This window comes from Kitasatospora sp. NPDC029367 (assembly GCF_055569135.1).
Genome location: NZ_JBVHYH010000077.1, coordinates 1 through 14,052 on the forward strand (window position 1 = coordinate 1; position 14,052 = coordinate 14,052).

At 75.3% G+C, this 14,052-nt stretch carries 11 protein-coding genes; 5 read left to right on the forward strand and 6 right to left on the reverse strand.

Going from position 1 to position 14,052, the window contains the following annotated elements:
• Positions 1–138: 138 nt before the first annotated feature.
• Positions 139–1,053: a PfkB family carbohydrate kinase gene (locus ACZ4W5_RS31075; RefSeq protein WP_465658295.1), complete on the reverse strand. Its 915-nt coding sequence runs from the start codon at positions 1,051–1,053 to the stop codon at positions 139–141.
• 454 nt (positions 1,054–1,507) lie between these two features.
• On the opposite strand from ACZ4W5_RS31075, the gene ACZ4W5_RS31080 reads away from it, so the two are divergent.
• Together ACZ4W5_RS31080 and ACZ4W5_RS31085 are read left to right on the forward strand one after the other, a co-directional pair.
• Positions 1,508–2,578: an NUDIX hydrolase gene (locus tag ACZ4W5_RS31080; RefSeq protein WP_360244662.1), complete on the forward strand. Its 1,071-nt coding sequence runs from the start codon at positions 1,508–1,510 to the stop codon at positions 2,576–2,578.
• Positions 2,579–2,744: 166 nt separating this feature from the next.
• Entirely contained in the window at positions 2,745–3,599 is an 855-nt protein-coding gene (locus ACZ4W5_RS31085) for a DUF4184 family protein (protein WP_465658298.1), read from the forward strand.
• Here ACZ4W5_RS31085 and ACZ4W5_RS31090 read toward each other — a convergent pair.
• Positions 3,575–4,939 (reverse strand): dipeptidase, encoded by a 1,365-nt coding sequence (locus ACZ4W5_RS31090; protein WP_402490028.1) that lies wholly within the window; start codon positions 4,937–4,939, stop codon positions 3,575–3,577. The two genes, ACZ4W5_RS31085 and ACZ4W5_RS31090, sit on opposite strands and share 25 nt — an antisense overlap.
• A gap of 167 nt (positions 4,940–5,106) precedes the next feature.
• Between ACZ4W5_RS31090 and ACZ4W5_RS31095 the strand changes: the two genes are divergently transcribed.
• Positions 5,107–6,444 (forward strand): geranylgeranyl reductase family protein, encoded by a 1,338-nt coding sequence (locus ACZ4W5_RS31095; RefSeq protein ID WP_402490025.1) that lies wholly within the window; start codon positions 5,107–5,109, stop codon positions 6,442–6,444.
• 128 nt (positions 6,445–6,572) lie between these two features.
• Here ACZ4W5_RS31095 and ACZ4W5_RS31100 read toward each other — a convergent pair whose 3' ends face one another.
• The 3 genes from ACZ4W5_RS31100 to ACZ4W5_RS31110 all read right to left on the reverse strand — a co-directional run bounded on the left by ACZ4W5_RS31100 (position 6,573) and on the right by ACZ4W5_RS31110 (position 10,378).
• On the reverse strand, positions 6,573–8,843 hold the full coding sequence (locus ACZ4W5_RS31100; protein WP_465658300.1) for a glycosyl hydrolase family 18 protein: 2,271 nt from the start codon (positions 8,841–8,843) through the stop codon (positions 6,573–6,575).
• A 220-nt stretch (positions 8,844–9,063) separates the two neighbouring features.
• A complete protein-coding gene (locus tag ACZ4W5_RS31105; protein WP_465658302.1) occupies positions 9,064–9,468 on the reverse strand; it encodes a RidA family protein in 405 nt (134 codons plus the stop codon).
• Positions 9,469–9,580: 112 nt separating this feature from the next.
• Positions 9,581–10,378, reverse strand: a complete 798-nt coding sequence (locus tag ACZ4W5_RS31110) for an ATP-grasp domain-containing protein (RefSeq protein WP_465658304.1) — start codon at positions 10,376–10,378, stop codon at positions 9,581–9,583.
• Between the two features lie 221 nt (positions 10,379–10,599).
• Between ACZ4W5_RS31110 and ACZ4W5_RS31115 the strand changes: the two genes are divergently transcribed.
• Entirely contained in the window at positions 10,600–11,373 is a 774-nt protein-coding gene (locus ACZ4W5_RS31115; protein WP_465658306.1) for an enoyl-CoA hydratase family protein, read from the forward strand.
• Positions 11,374–11,567: 194 nt separating this feature from the next.
• A complete protein-coding gene (locus ACZ4W5_RS31120; RefSeq protein WP_360244683.1) occupies positions 11,568–12,323 on the forward strand; it encodes an acyltransferase in 756 nt (251 codons plus the stop codon).
• Between the two features lie 158 nt (positions 12,324–12,481).
• Here ACZ4W5_RS31120 and ACZ4W5_RS31125 read toward each other — a convergent pair whose 3' ends face one another.
• Positions 12,482–13,942: a PucR family transcriptional regulator gene (locus ACZ4W5_RS31125; RefSeq protein WP_465658307.1), complete on the reverse strand. Its 1,461-nt coding sequence runs from the start codon at positions 13,940–13,942 to the stop codon at positions 12,482–12,484.
• Between the last annotated feature and the right edge of the window lie 110 nt (positions 13,943–14,052).

Here is a 14,052-nt window from a genome sequence, read left to right on the forward strand (position 1 = left end):
CCCCCCCCCCCCCCCCCCCCCCCCCCCCCCCCCCCCCCCCCCCCCCCCCCCCCCCCCCCCCCCCCCCCCCCCCCCCCCCCCCCCCCCCCCGCGCCCGCACCCCGGTGCCCGGGCCGGGAGGGCGCTGCCGACGCGCGGTCAGAGGTCGGTCGGGCGGGGGAGGGCGCCGCGGGCGCCGAGCGCGGTGACGGCGAAGGCCCCGGCGGCGACGGCGGTGGCGGCCGCGTCGGGCAGGTCGGCCAGGCGGGCGAGGCCGGCGGCGAGCGCCCCGCAGAAGACGTCGCCGGCGCCGGTGGTGTCGACCACCCGGACGGTCGGCGCGGGCAGCCGGGTGAGTGCTCCGCCGGCGGCGACCAGGGCGCCCTCGCCGCCGAGGGTGACCACCGCCCCCTCGCCCTGCCGGGCCAGCGCACGGGCCGCCTCGACGGCGTCCGCGGCGCCGGTGAGCTGCCGGGCCTCGACGGCGTTGGCGACCACCAGCGGGCGGCGTCCGGTGGGGCCGGGGTCGGGCAGGGCGCCGGCCGGGGCGGTGTTGTGCAGCCAGCGGGTGCCGCCGCGCGGGCCCGCGGCGGGCAGGGCCGCGGCGACGGCGCGGATGCACTCCGGGGGGACCTCGTTGCTGGTGAGGACGACGTCGACCGGGAGCAGGTGGAGCCGGGCCAGGGCCGCGCCGACCTCGTCCGGGGTCAGGTGGGCGTTCGCGCCGGGCACGACCACGATGCTGTTCTCCCCGGCGGGGTCGACCATGACGATCGCCTGGCCGGTGGGCGCGTCGGGGTGGGTGTGGACGGCGCCCGTCTCCACGTTCGCGCCGCGCAGGTCGTCGAGCGCCGCCTCGCCCTCGGCGTCGCGCCCCACCTTGGCCACCAGGTGGGTGGCGGCCCCCATCCGGGCCGCGGCCACCGCCTGGTTGGCGCCCTTGCCGCCGAACCCCCGGGTGGCGTCGGTGGCCAGCACGGTCTCGCCGGGCGCGGGGAGTACGGGGCAGCGGAGGATCCGGTCGGTGTTGACCGAGCCGATGACGACGACCCGGCCGGCGGGGAGCAGCTTCATGGGTTTCTCTGTACGCGGCGGGGTGCGGGCCGCGCAAGCGGTGCGACCGGCGGGCGGTGCGACCGGCAAGCGGTGCGACCGGCGGGCGGTGAGGGCGGTGAGGGCGGGGGTAGGGAGCGGTGAGCGGGAGGACGGGGGAGCGGGAGGGCGCAGGGGCGGCGCGAGCGGCGTACGGTCGGGGCGCGCGCCGGAAGTCGGCCGGTCCGACTCCCTGTGCGAACGGTGTGGCGGCGGGGTGCGGCTTTGATGGCGGCCGATCCGCATATATCCGTACCGGGCCCGTGGCCTGGGCACATGCCGCTGTCAAGGGGCGGGTCGGGGCGCGCGGGCGGGCGTGGCGAGCAGTTTTGGGGAGCGGCTTCGCGCGGGTACCACCACGGGTGGCGCTGGTTCGGCCGACGGGGGCGCTGCCCGGTGCGAACGGCATCGGGGCAAGTCGAGGGCAGGGGACGTTGTGATCGTCTGGGTCAATGGCACATTCGGGGCGGGCAAGACGAGCGCCTGCCGCGAGCTGGTGGAACTGCTGCCCGGGAGCGTGCTCTTCGATCCCGAGCTGGTCGGCTTCGGACTGCGCCGGATGCTTCCGGCCGACCGGCTGGCCACGGTGTCCGACTTCCAGGACCTCGCGGCCTGGCGTCGGCTGGTGCCCGAGACGGCCGCCGCGCTGCTCGGCGAGGTGGGCGGGCCGTTGGTGGTGCCGATGACCCTGCTCAGAGAGGACTACCGGGACGAGATCTTCGGTGACCTCGCCGCGCACGGGATCGCGGTGCACCACTTCGTCCTGGACCCCGAAGAAACGATCCTGCGAAACCGCATCGCCCACCGCGAGGAATGCCCGGGCGACCCGGAGCGCAGCGAGCGGGTCCGCACCTGGTGCCTGGAGCACCTGCCGCACTACCGGGCCGCCCGCCGCTGGCTGGTCGGCGACGCCCGGATGATCGACAACGGCGCGCTCACCCCGCGCGAGACCGCGCACCGGATCGCCGAACTCGTCCGGGTCGGTGCCGCGCGCTGTCCGATCGTCCAGGCCCCCGACCCGACCGGCGACACCGTGGCCTCGGCCGTGCTGTTCTTCGACGAGCAGGACCGGGTGCTGCTCGTCGACCCGGTCTACAAGCCCGACTGGGACTTCCCCGGCGGCGTGGTCGAACGCGGCGAGGCCCCCACCGACGCCGCCCTGCGCGAGACCGCCGAGGAGCTCGGGCTGCGCCTGGACCCCTCGGTGCTGCGGCTGCTCGCCGTCGACTGGGAACCGCGTACCGGCCCGCGACGCGGCGGCCTGCGGCTGATGTACGACGGCGGCCTGCTGGACGACGCGGGCCGGCGGAACCTGCTGCTGCAACAGGAGGAGCTGCGCGGCTGCCGGTTCGTCACCCTGGACGAGTCGGCCGACCTGCTGCCGCCCAGCCGCTACCGGCGCCTGGCCGCCGCGCTGGACGCCCGGCGCAGCGGGGAACTGCGCTACCTGGAGGCGGGGTGCCGGGCGGCGCTCGGCCGCCTGGCCAGCACGGCGGACGCGGCGTAGCGCCGGAGGGCCGGGGGCGGAAGGGCCGGGGGCGGACGGGCTGGGGGCGGACGGGCTGGGGGCCGACGGGCCGGGGGAGGAGGGGCAGGGGGAGGAGGGCCGGGGCGCCGGGCGGTGGCCCGGCCCCGGTTGGTGGCGCGGCCGGTGCGGGGGTCAGGATGGGGACATGCCGTTCACGCTGAGCCATCCCGCCGCCGTCCTGCCCCTGCTGCGCGCCGCCGGGGAGCGCGGGCCGTTGGTGGCCTCGGCGCTGGTGGCCGGGTCGATGGCGCCCGACGTGCCGTTCTTCGCCGAGTCGCTGCTGCCCGGGGTGTACGGGCACGGCGGGCTGACCCACGCCTGGTGGGCGGTGCCGACGCTGGACGTGGCGATCGCCGGCGCGCTGGTGGCGGGGTGGCACGGGCTGCTGCGCGCGCCGCTGGTGGGGCTGCTGCCCGAACGGTGGGCGGGCGGCGCCGAGGCGTTGACGGTCCGCCGGGCCGCGGCGGCCGGTGCGGGCGGTACCGGCGGCTGCGGCGGTGCCGGGGGCCTGGGCGCGGACGCGGCCTGGTTCGTGGCCTCGGCGGCGGTCGGCGCGGCCACCCACGTCGGCTGGGACGCGTTCACCCACGGCGGCCGGCTGGGCGTGCGGCTGCTGCCCGTACTGGACCGGACGGTGGCCGGGGTCCCGGTCTACGAGGCGCTGCAGTACGGGAGTTCGGCGCTGGCGCTGGCCGCGCTGGGCGGCTGGGCGGCGCGCGCGGTGCGGGCCGTGGAACCGGTGCGCCCGGCCGTGCGGCTGGCGCCGCGGACCAGGCGGACGGCCACCGCGGTGCTGGCCGCGGCCACCGCGGCCGGGGTGCTGCACCGGATCGCCCCGCTGCGCCGCAACCTCGTCCCGGAGGTGTGCTTCGGGGCCGGTGCCGGCCTCGCGGTGGGTGCGGTCGGCTACGCGGCGGTGGTCGCGGCCGCCCGCCGGTGGCGTGGCGGGCGGCCCGGGACCGGTGCGAACTCCCGTCAGACGGTGCGCAGTTCCGCGTAGCGGCGGAGGAACAGGGCCTCGGTGAGGGCCATCCGCTCCAGCTCCTGCGGGTCGACGCTCTCGTTGACGGCGTGGATCTGGGTGGTCGGGTCCTCGACGCCGATCAGCACGATCTCGGCCTGCGGGTAGAGCGAGCGCAGGGTGTTGCAGAGCGGGATCGAGCCGCCCTCGCCGGAGGCGACCATCGGCGTGCCGAAGGCCTCGGCCATCGCCTCGCCCATCGCCTCGTAGGCCGGGCCGCTGGTGTCGGCGCGGAACGGCGCGCCGTTGCCCTGGCGCTCGACGGTCAGTCGGGCGCCGAGCGGGACCTGCGCCTCCAGGTGGGCGACCAGGGCGTCCTGGGCGGCCTCGGTGTCCATGCCCGGCGGGACGCGCAGGGAGATCAGCGCCTTGGCGGCGGCCTGCACCGAGGAGGTGGCGCCGATCACCGGCGGGGCGTCGATGCCGAGGACGGTGACGGACGGGCGGGCCCACAGCCGGTCGGAGACGGTGCCGGTGCCGGTCAGGGCGACGCCGTCGAGCACCTTGGCGTCGGCGCGGAACTGCTCCTCCGGGTACTGCACGCCCTCCCAGGTCTGGTCGGCGGCCAGCCCGGCGACCGCGACGTCGCCGTTCTCGTCGTGCAGCGAGGCGAGCACCTTGATCAGTGCCTGCAGCGCGTCGGGGGCGGCGCCGCCGAAACCGCCGGAGTGCAGGTTGCCGGCCAGCGTGGTGATCGAGGCCTCGACCACCGTCATGCCGCGCAGCGTGGCGGTCACGGTCGGCAGGCCCGGGGCGAAGTTGCCGGTGTCGCCGATCACGATGACGTCGGCGGCGAGCAGCTCGGGGTGGGCCTCGGCGTAGCGCTCCAGACCGCCGGTGCCCTGCTCCTCGGAGCCCTCCACGATGACCTTCAGGCCGACCGGGTAGTCGTCGCCGTACACCTGGCGCAGCGCCCGCAGGGCGGTCAGGTGCATCAGGATGTTGCCCTTGCAGTCGGCGGCGCCGCGCCCGTACCAGCGGCCGTCGCGCTCGGTCAGCTCGAAGGCCGGGCTGTGCCAGCCGCTCTCGTCGAGCGGGGGCTGCACGTCGTAGTGCGAGTAGAGCAGCACGGTCGGGGCGCCCTCGGGGCCGGGCAGCTCGCCGTAGACGGACTGGGTGCCGTCCGGGGTGTCCAGCAGCCGGATGCCGGTCAGACCCTCGGCGGCGAAGGCCTCGGCGACCCAGTGCGCGGCCTTCTGGCACTCCTCGACCGGGAACTGGCGCGGGTCGGCGACCGACTGGAAGGCGACCAGCTCGGCGAGGTCGGTGCGGGCACGGTCCATCAGGGACCGGACGGCGTCGGCCAGGGGCTGTGACATCGGGGCTCCGGAGGGGACGGGTCCGCCCGGGGGGTGGTAGGGGCGGAGGCGGTCGGTTGGGGTACCGCCGATCATAGGCTGAGCCGTCCGGAGGGCAGCGGGGAGCTTCCGGATCGGTGGGTGGTGCGGCGACCGGGGCACCGGGCGGACGCATAGGATTGGTCGACGTGACTGACTCCGGAAGCCCTGATTCCCGTAGCCCGATCGACAGCCCGTCGGACGTCCCGGTCGAGCGTCCGTCGGACGTCCCGGTCGACAGCCCGTCGCAAGCCCCGTCGGAGGGCCCTTCGGAGGGCCCGTCGCACGGCCCGCTCGACGAGGCGTCGCAGCCGCAGGACGGCGTCTGGGACGTCGTGGTGGTCGGCGCCGGACCGGCCGGGGCCTCGGCCGCGTACGCCGCCGCCGAACAGGGCCGCCGGGTGCTGCTGCTCGACAAGGCCGAGCACCCCCGCTACAAGACCTGCGGCGGCGGCATCATCGGCCCGTCCCGGGACAGCCTGCCGCCGAACTTCGAACTGCCGTTGCAGGACCGGGTGTCGGCCGTCACCTTCGCCTACGACGGGCAGTACACCCGGACCAAGCGTTCCAAGCGGATGCTGTTCGGGCTGGTCAACCGGGACGAGTTCGACCTGCGGCTGGTCCGGTCCGCCAAGCAGGCCGGGGCGGTGCTGGTCACCGGAGTGACCGTCACCGGGGTCGAGCAGCGCGGTGGCGAGCACCGCACGGCCGTGGTCACGGCCGCCGACGGGCGCACCTTCGAGGCCCGGGCGGTGGTCGGTGCGGACGGCAGCGCCAGCCGGATCGCCCGGCACGTGGGCGTCACCTTCGACCAGATCGACCTCGGCCTGGAGGCCGAGATCCCCGTCCCGCCGCAGGTGGCCGCCGACTGGTCGGGCCGGATCCACCTCGACTGGGGCCCGCTGCCCGGCAGTTACGGCTGGGTGTTCCCGAAGACCGAGACCAGCAGCCTGACCGTGGGCGTCATCTCGGCGCGCGGTGACGGCGAGCGGACCAAGCAGTACCTCGCCGACTACATCCGGCGCCTGGGCCTGTCCGGCTTCCCCCCGCGGATCGAGTCCGGGCACCTGACCCGCTGCCGGGCCGAGGACTCGCCGCTCGCCCGCGGCCGGGTCCTGGTGGCCGGGGACGCCGCCGGACTGCTGGAGCCGTGGACCCGCGAGGGCATCTCGTACGCGCTGCGCTCCGGCCGGCTGGCCGGGGAGTGGGCGGTGCGGATCGCGGAGGCGGGTGACGCGGGCACGGTGCGGCGCGAGGCGCTGAACTACGCGTTCGCGATCAAGGCCGGGCTGGGCGTGGAGATGCGCGCGGGCAAGCAGCTGCTGAGCGCCTTCGAGCGGCGGCCGTACCTGTTCCACACGGCGGTCACCACGGTGCCGGCGGCGTGGCGGGCGTTCGCCCGGACCACCCAGGGGCACACCACCTTCGCGCAGCTGCTGCGGCAGAACCGGGCGGCGCGCAAGCTGATGGCGATGGCCGCCCGGTAGCGGGACCCGGTCCGTGCGGCCGGGCCGGCGCCCCCGTTCGGGGCACCGGCCCGGCCGGCGGTTCGGTGGCGGCTACCTGAGCCCGGTCACCTGAGCCCGGTCATCTGGGCCCGGTCATCTGGGCCCGGTCACTTGAGCCCGGTGTCGAGGGCGGACATCAGGGTGCCCGACGGGGTGTCGCCGGACATCTCCCAGATCATGCCGCCGAGCAGGTTCTTCGATTTGAGGTAGGCCGTCTTCTGGGCGATCGACCAGGCGTCGTCGAAGGTCCACCACTGGCCGTTCGCGCCCGTGTAGCCGTACGTGGCAACGGACTTGGGATCGTGGTAGACGGTGAGCCCGGGCACGCCGGTGAGCAGGTTCTGGTACCCGCGGGTGCCCGCCTCCTCGGCGAACTGGCCGGGCGCCGCGCCGTTCGCGGACTGCCAGACGCCGTGGGCGCCGCCGTCCGCCACGCCCTGCCAGCCGCGCCCGTAGAACGGGAAGCCGATGGTCAGCTTGCGCGGGTTGACCCCGGCGGCGAGGTAGGTCCGGACGGCGCCGTCCACGCTGAAGTGGAAGTTGTAGGGGTCGTTCGGGTCGGAGTAGAGGTTGGAGGCTTGGCCGGTGCGGTTGGGCTCCCAGGAGTTGTCGCTGCCCGAGCCGTGGAAGTCGTAGCCCTGGACGTTGGCGATGTCGAGCGAGGTGAAGACCTTGCCGAGGTCCCAGCCGGCCGCGACCTTGGCCGGGTCGGCCGGGGTGAAGGCGGTGAGCAGCTTGTGGGGGCCGCCCAGTGCGTCGAGCTGCTTGCGGAACTCGGCCGCCAGCAGGGTCAGGTCGGCCTTGTCGTTCGCGCTCCAGTGGTTGCCCGGGTGGCCGTCGCCGGAGCCGGGCCACTCCCAGTCGAGGTCGATGCCGTCGAAGATCCCGGCGGCGACGCCGTCCCCGCCGGCGCCGTTGTAGACGGGCAGGTTGCCCTTGATCCAGGTGTCCACGCAGGACTTGACGAACTTCTGCCGGGACGCGTCGGTCGCGGCGACGTCGGAGAAGTACTTGGAGTACGTCCAGCCGCCGAGTGAGACGACCACCTTGAGGTTCGGGTACTTGGCCTTGAGCTTCTTCAACTGGTTGAAGTTGCCCCGGAGTTTGCCCCAGCCGTCGTCGGCCACGCCGTCCACCGACTGGTCGGCGCTCATCGGGCGGGCGTAGTCGGCGTCGGCGTCACCGGCGCCGGTGCCCTGGTCCGGGTCCTCCGGGTTGGCGGTGGTGCCCTTGGTGACGCCCGCGAGGCAGGTCAGGTTGACCGGATCGATGTTCTCGAAGGCGTAGTTGACGATGTCGAGCTTGGCCGCGCTGCCCGAGGTGTCGAGGTTCTTGACGAAGTACTGGCGGCCGTAGATGCCCCACTGGACGAAGTAGCCGACCCGGGCGTACTTGCCGGCGCCGACGATGTCCGCGGTGGTCACGGCGAGCGGAGCGGAGGCGGGCGAGGCGTTGTCGGCGGGGTCGCGGGCCTGCACCGTGAAGGTGTAGGCGGTGGACGGGGAGAGGCCGCCGACGGACGCGGTCAGGGTGCCGCCGTCGACCGTCGCCACCAGGGTGGCGCCCTGGTAGACGTCGTACGCGGCGACCCGGACGTTGTCGGTGGCGGCGTTCCAAGCGAGCGTCACGTCCGAGGAACCGACCGACGTGGCACGGAGGTTGGTGGGTGCGGTCGGCGGGACCCGGTCCGTGGACGGGTCGAAGGTGGCGGCCGTCACCGGCGCGCTGATCGGGCCGGTGTTGCCGCGGCTGTCCTTGGCCCGGACGGTCAGGGTGTACGTGGTGGCCGGGGTGAGCCCGGTGACCAGGGCGTTGGCGGTCGGGCCGGAGGCGAGCACGGTGGTGCCGCTCAGCACGTCGTAGGAGGCGACCGGGAAGTCCCCGCTGGTGGCGGCCGGCCAGCTCAGCGCGAGGGTGTGCGCCGTCGCCCCGGTGACGGTGGGGGTGCCCGGCGCGGACGGCGGGACGTCGGCGGAGCCGTCGCACTTGTCGCCGTTGACGCGGCAGTTGAGCGGGGTGGAGACCGGGCCGGTGCCGACGAACCAGAAGCTGTACGGCTCGGTGGTGCTGTGGGCGTTGACGGTCGCGTTGTAGTACGCGGCGGTGGCGGTGACGTGCCGGCCGTTGACGGTCGCGGTGCCGTTGCTGGTGTTGCCCATGGTGACGCCGGCGGGCAGGTCGAAGTCCAGGGTCCAGCCGGTGACGGCGGTGGCGTTGTCGTTGTGGACGATGTACGTGCCCTGCCACCAGGAGCCGTTGTCGGCGGTGGTGAAGGTGGCGGTGAGCCTGCCCGCCGCGCTCGCCGGGGCGGCGAGCGCGGTCAGGACGGCGAGTGGCAGGAGTAGGACGGACAGCAGCGCCAGCAGTCTGCTGCGCATGCGCGGGCGTCCCGCCCGGGATCGAGCGGACATGGTTCTCCCTGTGGCGGTGGGGGTTGGACAGGGTGACGTAGAACCGGGAGTGCTCCGTGTGCGATCGGCGCCCGCGCCGTGGGGGGCGGGGGCATGGGCACTGTAGGAGGACTGGACCAATGCGTCAACAGGTCTGTACCACTAGGGAGTTGGGGTGGCGGCGAGGGAGGGGCCGGCTTGAGGGGGGCTACTCCGGGACGATCGCCGTGGCCTCGATCTCGATCAGCACGTCGGGCCGGAACAGGGCCGCGACCTGCATCGCGGAGGCGGCCGGGAGCGGCAGGTCTCCCAGGTACTCGTCCCGGGCCTCCCGGATCGCCGCGAGGTGGGCGATGTCGGTCATGAAGAAGGTGAACTTGACGACGTCCGAGAAGTCGGCGCCGGCGGCGGCCAGGCAGTGGCGCAGGTTCTCGAAGACCTGACGGGCCTGGGCCTTCGGGTCACCCGCGCCGACCAGGTTCCCGTGCTCGTCGAAGGCGACCTGTCCGGAGACCTGGACCAGCCGGCCGGTGCCGGTGACGACGTGGGTGTAGCCCTTCGCGGGGAACACGCCCGGCGGCTGGGTGATGTGGGTGAGGTGCGTGGTGGTCATGGTGCCCGATCGTGCTCCACCGTACGCCGGGACGGCAAGTGGCCGGCCCCGGTCAACCCGCCCGTCAGTGCACCCGTCAACGCACCCGTCAGCGCAGGCGTCAACGCACCCGTCAGCGCACCACTTCGGGCAGCTCGCGCCGGAACGGCTCGTCGGCGGGGGGCAGTTGGGCGGCAGGGCCGGAGGAGCGCAGCACCACGTCCAGGACCTCGCCCGGGTCGGCGGCGTAACCCCCGCTGGCCCAGGCGGCGTTGGCCTCGACCACCGCCCAGCCCCGGTCCGTCCGTCCGACGTCCACCACCACCGCGCTCGGCAGCGGGGCGTGCGAGGCCGAGGCGGCCAGCACGTCGCGGGCGAAGGCCAGCACCTCGGGGCCGTCCGCCCCCAGCGGTGCGACGGACAGGTCGCCGTCCTGCGCGTAGCGCGAGCCCGTCCGCACCGCGCCGTCCAGGACGAACAGCCGGAACTCCGTGCGGAACCGGACCACCTCGCTCACCAGTACGCGGATGTCCCCGTCCAGCAGAGCGGGCCCGGGCAGCGCGCGGCCGTCGGGGTAGACCCGGGCGGCGAACAGCTTGTCCGCGGGCGGCTTCACGAAGGCCGGGCCGCGCAGCCCGCGGGCCTCGGCCAGCGTGGTCGCGGACACCCGTCGGCCGGTCAGCGCGAGCGGCAGCCGGGCGAGCCAGTCCTCGGCCGGCTCCAGCAGGGCGAGGCCGAGCTCCCGGCCGACCGCGTCCGCGAACAGCGGCCCGCCGTACACGTGCACCGCGGCGCCGAGCAGGTCACGCGGAGCCCGCCAGGAGGCGGCGGTGCGTGCGCGCAGGCCGCGCAGCCCGGCGGCGGTGCGCAGCTGGAGGCCGGTCTCGTTGATCCGCGGGGCGAGCAGCAGGACCGGGGGGTCGGTGGTCATGGGCCCATGCTGACGGGCGGACCACGGCTGCCACCAGCGGTTTTCGGCCCGGCGGCCGGAGGGCCGGGGCCGCCGGGGCCCGTACGGCTCCGGCCGAGGGGTGCCGATCGGCTCTGGCCGAGGAGCGGGTGGGCGTGCCAGAGTCGTGCGGGCGCGGTCCGGGCACCCCGGTCCGCGCCCGCAGTCCGACCCACCCTCAGCCGGAAGGCAGGCCCACGCCGATGACCAGCGCAGAGCCCCTCGTCCGCGTCACCACCGCGGACGCCGTCACCACGCTCACCCTCGACTCGCCGCACAACCGCAACGCACTCTCCTCCCGCCTGATGTCCGAGCTGCACGCCGGACTGGCGGTGGCCGCGGCCGACCGGGACGTCCGTGCGGTGGTGCTCACCCACACCGGCAAGGTGTTCTGCGCGGGTGCGGACCTCTCCGAGGCGACCGGGGCGGACCCGACCGTCGGCCCGCGCGGCCTGGTCGAGCTGCAGAAGGCGATCGTGGACTGCACCAAGCCGGTGATCGCCGTGGTCGACGGGCACGCCCGGGCCGGCGGCCTCGGCCTGATCGGCGCGGCGGACCTCGCCGTCGCCGGACCGGCCGCGACCTTCGCCTTCACCGAGGTCCGGCTCGGCCTGGCGCCCGCCGTCATCTCGCTGCCGCTGCGCCCCAAGCTGGAGCCGCGCGCCGCCTCCCGCTACTACCTGACCGGCGAGGTCTTCGCCGCCGCCGAGGCGGCCCGGATCGGTCTGATCACCCAGGCGGCCGATTCCAGCGAGTCCACCGGGGTGCTGGTGAAGGGTCTGCTGGACGCGCTGCGCCAGGGCTCGCCGCAGGGGCTGGCGGAGTCCAAGCGGCTGGCCAACGCCGAGGTGGCGCGGTCCTTCGAGCGGGACGCGGACGAGCTGGTGCAGCTGTCGGCGCGGCTGTTCGGGTCGGCGGAGGCGCAGGAGGGGATGCGGTCCTTCCTGGAGAAGCGGCCGGCGGCCTGGGTGCGCTGAGCCGCGGGCTGGGCTGGGCCTCCGGCTGGGTGCGCTGAGCCGCGGGCCGGGCCGGCCTCCGGCTGGGCGCGGCCCCGGCCCAGCCCGGCCGGCAAGGGGGGCGGTCCGGGGCGGTGCGGAAGGGAGCGGTGGGGCCGGTGTGATGTCGGCCTCCCGGTCACCGGGCGGACGCTACGGGCCGGTAACGTGAGCGCATGCCGATAACCCGTTCCCTCCTCTCCACCGTCCGGGACGGCGGCCGCCGGGCCGCTGGGCGCCTCGTCCACCGGGGCTGGCGCTGGGTGCAGCGGACCGGCGCGGTCAGCAACCGGAACCCCGGTCCGTACCGGTTCGGCGAGCTGGGCGACGGCACCACCCTCGCCTTCCCGCTCGGGGCGGTGTTCAACGAGCGGTGGATCACCATCGGGCCGTTCTCGATCATCGGCGAGCGGGTCACCATCAGTGCGGGCTTCCTGCCCGGGCTCGACCTCGGGCCGGAGCCGATCGTGCGGATCGGCGGCGGTTGCGTGATCGGGCGGGACAGCCACATCGTCGGCCACCAGTCGATCGTGATCGGCGACGACGTCTGGACCGGCCCCGGGGTGTACGTCAGCGACCAGGCGCACGAGTACCGGGACACCGAGCTGCCGATCGGCAAGCAGTGGCCGCGCAACGAGCCGGTGGAGATCGGCACCGGCAGCTGGATCGGTACCGGCGCGGTGATCATGCCGGGGGCGCGGATCGGCCGCAACGTGGTGGTCGCGGCCGGTGCGGTGGTGCGCGGCGAGGTGCCCGACCACAGCGTGGTCGCCGGTGCCCCGGCCAAGGTGGTCCGGCGGTGGACCGAGGAGGAGGGCTGGCAGCCGCCGCTGCGGCACGAACCGCCCCGGCCGGTGCCGGACGGGGTGACGGCGGAGCAGCTGCGCGCCCTGGTGGGGTGGGACCTGCGGTTGCCGGGGGAGCGGGACTGAGGTCGTTCGGTCGATCCCAGCGGTGCACCGGCCTCCAGCAGGACGGCGTCGTCGGCCCGCTGACCTGGGCCGTTGAGCCCGGGCCTGTTGTTTGCGGGCCGGTGAGCTCGGGCCGGTGAGCTCGGGCCGTTGATTTGCGGGTCGTTGACGGCAGGACGTCACGACCGGTGGGCCGCGCTCGACCGCTCGGCCGTCCGGGCCGCGATCGCGGCGGTGATCCGCAGGACGTCGGCCGGGCGCGCCGGGTCCAGCCCGGTGAGCACGGCGATCCGGCGCAGCCGGTAGTCGACGGTGTTGGGGTGCAGGTGCAGGGCGCTCGCGGTCTGTCGGCGGTTGAGGCCGCCGGCCAGGTGGATGCGCAGGGTGGTGAGCAACTCCCCGTTGTCGGCGAGGGGTTCGAGCAGTGCGGCGAGCCGGGCGCGGGCCTGGCTGGGCCGGGTGAGCTGGTACTCCAGTAGCACGTCGTCCAGCCGGTGCAGCCCGGGCGGGCGGCCGAACGTCCGGGCCACGTCCAGGACTTCGTAGGCGAGGGCGGCGGCGCGGGGCACCTCGGCCGGCGCTGCGGCGGCCGCTCCGGCCAGCACGGGCACACCTGCGGCGCGGGCCGCGGCGGCGAGGACGGCGCCGAGCAGGGACCAGTCGGCCCGGTCCTCGACTCCGCCCTCGAATCTGCCCTCGAATCTGCCCTCGGATCCGTCGGCGGGCCCGTCGGCCAGGTCCGGCGGGGTCGGCAGCGGGAGGAGCAGCAGGCCGCCCGAGGGGGTGAGCGAGGAGAGCGCCGACTGCCGGGTGCGGTGGTCGAGTTCGGAGACGAAACGGCGCAGCTTGCGACGGGCGGCGATGGCCGGGTCGATGCCGGGGGAGTGCTCGTCCGGGTGGTCGGCGAGGGACAGGCAGAGTACGGCGTAGCCGGGCGGCAGTTCGGTGCCGGCCCGGGCGGCGGCCTCCTCGGCGGGAGTGCCGGCGAGCAGTGCGGACAGGAGGGACTGCCGGGCGGTGGAGTTCCGGTCGCCGGCCGACTGCTGCCCGTCCAGGTAGCCGGCGCTGGCGGCGGTGACGGCCCGGCGGAGCTGGTCGAGCAGCAGGCGGTTGAGCAGCAGCAGGTCGGCGGCGTCCCCGGCGTGGGCGTCCCGAGTGATGAACTCCCAGCAGACCTCCAGCCCCAGGTGGTGGGCGAGCAGGACGGCGTCCAGCGGCAGGCCCTCCTCGGCGCGGCGCGCGGCGGCGTCCCGTACGGCGGTGAACTCCTCGGCGGGGGCGGGGAGTCCGGTGCGGACGGCGTGGGCCAGGCCGCGGATGCGGCGCTCGGTGTCCCGGGTGAGTTCGCCGGTGAGCTGCTCGCGCGGGAGGCGGTGGTAGACCGGTACCCGCTCCAGCAGGGCGGCGACCACCTCGGCGGCCAACTCGCGGGCGCTGCTCAGGAGTCGCTGGTCGGCCGGGAGTCCGCCGATCACCGGGACGCGCCACGGCGAGGGGTGTCCGGTGGCGCCGGTGGGGGTGTCGGCGGCGTCGGTGGCCTTGGCGGCAGGGGTGCTGGTGGCGGCGTCGGGGGCCCGGTGCGCGGGGAGTTCGGCGGAGTGGCTGGTGGGGGTGCAGTGGGGTGCGTTGTGACCGGTCACAGAGAACACCGTCCAGGTCTGGGGGACGTCCAAGGGCTGGGCCGGAGGGGCGACCGCATCATTGAGCCACTCGGGTTACCTGTTGGTAACAAACTTCCGCTGTGGAGGCA